The sequence below is a fragment of the Cupriavidus sp. 01L45 genome, from assembly GCF_056399885.1.
On sequence record NZ_JBFTSG010000137.1, the window covers coordinates 1 to 3439 of the forward strand.

Below are 3439 nucleotides of genomic sequence, written 5' to 3' on the forward strand. Positions count from 1 at the left end.
TTTTAGAAAGTATTGTCATGTGAGACAATGCTTTCATGAAATGCAAACGAAACTCGGATGCTCGGTCGATCGAGCATCAAGCCTTGCAGGTAATGCGGCAGCAGGCAGTGAAGGCTATTCGCGAAGGTCAGACGGTAGAAAGCGTGGCTGCGGCCTTTGGTGTCAATGTGCGCAGCGTCTATCGCTGGCTGGCCGACTTTGCCAACGGCGGGCAGACGGCGCTGCTGGCTAAGCCGATACCCGGCCGCCCACCAAAGATCAGCGCCGAGGAAATGCGCTGGCTGGCCAAGGCAATCAGGGACAACACGCCGCTGCAGTACAAGTTCGAGTTCGGGCTGTGGACGCTGTCGCTGATCGGTGAGCTGATCCATCGCCAATTCGGCAAGAAGTTGTCGCTGGCCTCGGTCAGCCGGATCATGAAGCTGCTGGGATTCAGTGCGCAGAAGCCGCTCTATCAGGCTTGGCAGCAGGACGCCAAGCTGGTGCGGCAGTGGGAAATTGAGACCTATCCGGAGATCCGGGCTCAGGCGCGAGCGGCGGGCGCAACGATCTACTTCGTGGATGAGGCGGGCATTCGCTCGGATTATCACACCGGTACGACTTGGGCGCCGCGTGGCCAGACACCTGTGGTTGGCGTGACCGGCCGGCGCTTCTCGCTGAACATGATCTCGGCAGTCAGTCCACGTGGGGAGTTCCGTTTCATGGTGCATGACGGCTCCGTCAATACGACGGTGTTTATCGAGTTTCTCAAGCGATTGATGATCGGCGCGACCAAGCCGGTTTTTGTGGTGGTGGACGGGCATCCGGTACACAGAAGCAAGCTAGTCAAAACATACGTCGAAAGTGAGCAAGGCCGGCTGAAGCTGTTCTACCTGCCGCCGTATTCTCCTCATCTGAACCCCGACGAGCAGGTGTGGGCGCACGTGAAGCGGCAAGTCTCCAAGCGTTTAGTCCAGGGAAAGAACGAAATGAAGAAATTGGCGAGAAGTGCGTTACGTCGCATTCAACGACTGCCTGAGTTAGTCAAGTCGTTCTTTCGCCAGCCGGAGTGCCAATACGCTGCGGCCTGACAATACTTTCTGAAAAGTTAGTACCGCAGTGCCGGTCGGAATCGGTGAGGCGGGACCGATCCTGGTCGATTTTGCCTTCCGCACGTGGGTGACAGGGATGGATTTTCGGGAAGCCGTAACCGGACGTCTGCCACAATTTGGACAACGCAGGCACTTGGACGCCGTTGCATAAGGGAAGGATCTTATCGTGAAAGCGCTGTATATGGCATTGCTGTTGGCATCTCCGAGCGTGGTGAGTGCCGGGACCGACGTGCTGAGGGCCGCCGATGTATTGACCTACCGTCAACTAAAAGCTGAGGGATTGACGGACGCGCAACGTGACAGCTACTGCTGCTCGTCTTCGAACGGGAAGGGCTTTACCAGGACAGATATGGTGTCCTTCAGACCTCAAGACGGATACTTCGTGAGGGTCACCGTCGACGCGCAGGCACTTGCCAACGAGAAGTTGGGCATGTCCTGCAAATCGCGCGGCTTCTTCAATCCGACAACCCAGTGCTCAAAAGAAGAGTTAGATGGGAAGGTGCAGAAGCTTCTCGACAACACGATCTACGGCAATCTCTACGGGAAGTACAACAACAGCTGGGCCATGTTCGAGGCGGATGGAACGCCTGTTCCGAGCACCGAAAAGTTTGGTGGGCATCATGTGTATCGGTTTGAACGGAAAAATGGAGTGGACACTCTCATTTTGGGACCTGTCCTGAAGCGTCCCGCGAGGCTGCAACTCAAATTCAATAGCAGCAGACCGGCGCAAGAAATCAGCATCAGAAACTGACGGTCGGGGCTACCCTTTATCGTGGGACAGTCCTTCTTTCCGGGACCCTTGCCAAGGCAAGCCGATCAGTTGGAGCGATGAAAGCTGCCCTGCTGTACCGCACCTGGGCGCTTGATTTTGAGCCAGTCCGAGGATTCGCCCGCCACGTAGGCGCTGCCGGCCCGCTTGGCGACCACGCCCTCTAAGTTCAGGCTCAGCACGGCGCTGAAAAGCCATTCGCCATCAGGATCGCTGTCCACGAAAAGGATGCTTCGCTCAGCGCCGGCTAGGAGATCGCGCAATCGGCGCTTGCGCTCCTCGATGGGAAGGGCGCGAATGTCTTGCCCCTTGTGGGCTAGCAGATCAAAAGCACATAGGACCACAGGATCGGCGCTAGGGTACCAGCGCCGACGCAGGGCGCGCGCATGTACCCGATTGAAGTCTGATCGACCAATCTCGTCAAGCACGGTCACCTCGCCGTCTAAAATATGCGCCCCAGGCGGTAAGTTCGATAGCGCGGCCGCCAGCTCGGGAAACCAGGCCGTCGCATCCGCACCGCCTTGCGTCTTCAGCGCGACAGGGCTGGTCGCGGCCAGCATGCGGTACCCATCTTACTTTTATATGCAACTCGTTTAGTGTTGCGATCGGCTGAGTGCTGAGGCTGGAACCATTGTTTCTATTGGCTCAGCATGAACGTACTCATGCCAAGCAGCCCGGACTCCATGGCGATCACCATACCTCGCAAGCAATTGGCGCAGAGTCTCTTCCTCGCTACGGAATCCAAACACCTGGAGCTGCCTATCAAATAGCTTGAAGTACGGTTGCTCGCTGGGCCGCCATGGTAGGTACAGCTCAATGTGGAGATCCTGCAGTAGCCGAAACTCCTTGCTTTGCTGTATCTGCCGAGCCAACTGATTGGAGCCTCTCCTAGCCGTGAAGTACCTGAGTCCTGCCTTCAATAGGCCTTGATTGACTGTGCGCTGCATTTCGGAGTAGGCGGCTTCGTGCAGAAAAATCGCTTGGATCGCATTCCGTATCTCTTCGGACTTCTCCCTTCGTAGCCGCTGAATGGCAACGAACCTGCCGAACTGCCAGCCCTGTTTCCAATTCGCGGGTGCGGTAACCCGTTCGATGTTTGCTTCCTGGTCTACCGGTACATACTCGTACGGGCACGTTTCCGCCGCTAGGCCTCCCTGCGCAGAACTGAAACCTTGGAGAAAGTGCTTTTCGCTGGTCTCTTTCACAGACATACAGTGGTCGCGATAGTGGCTCGTGGATAGCAGAACATAGCACGGCCAGGCAACACTGCGATCCCTGCCGCGTCGGCGTTCTTCCACAGCGCAATGGGCGCGCTGGAGGATTGCCCGCATCAGTGGGACGTGACCGGGGTCTTACCGACCCTTGCGGGTTCAAGCGCAACACCGCTTTTCGTCAAACGCAACGGCCAATACGTGGCGGCAGTGCTCTGATGTCGATGGCGGTGTGAATCCGCACAAATCTGRCGGCGTCAGATATCGGCGGCGTCGCGTGAGCGAGCGTCGAGATTCGGCACAGGTCTGCCTCGGGATATCAGGATAACGATGGAGAGAGAGTTGACGCTGGGCGCGTCGTAGGGAGC

Annotated in this window: 3 protein-coding genes; 2 read left to right on the forward strand and 1 reads right to left on the reverse strand. The window is 57.3% G+C overall.

Going from position 1 to position 3439, the window contains the following annotated elements:
• The first annotated feature begins 35 nt into the window (after positions 1-35).
• A complete protein-coding gene (locus tag AC1DT6_RS40300) occupies positions 36-1070 on the forward strand; it encodes an IS630 family transposase (RefSeq protein WP_477115608.1) in 1035 nt (344 codons plus the stop codon).
• Between the two features lie 187 nt (positions 1071-1257).
• Positions 1258-1842, forward strand: coding sequence for a hypothetical protein (locus AC1DT6_RS40305; protein WP_477115609.1), 585 nt, complete (start codon positions 1258-1260; stop codon positions 1840-1842).
• Between the two features lie 65 nt (positions 1843-1907).
• Here AC1DT6_RS40305 and AC1DT6_RS40310 read toward each other — a convergent pair whose 3' ends face one another.
• The gene (locus AC1DT6_RS40310; protein WP_477115610.1) at positions 1908-2420 is read right to left on the reverse strand and encodes an ATP-dependent DNA ligase; all 513 of its coding nucleotides are present in this window, start codon (positions 2418-2420) and stop codon (positions 1908-1910) included.
• Positions 2421-3439 lie beyond the last annotated feature (1019 nt).

What these genes read in the sequence shown, in the direction of transcription:
- AC1DT6_RS40300 (WP_477115608.1), top strand. Translation starts at nt 36, where the DNA reads ATGAAATGCAAACGAAACTCGGATGCTCGGTCGATCGAGCATCAAGCC.
- AC1DT6_RS40310 (WP_477115610.1), bottom strand. Translation starts at nt 2,420, where the DNA reads ATGCTGGCCGCGACCAGCCCTGTCGCGCTGAAGACGCAAGGCGGTGCG.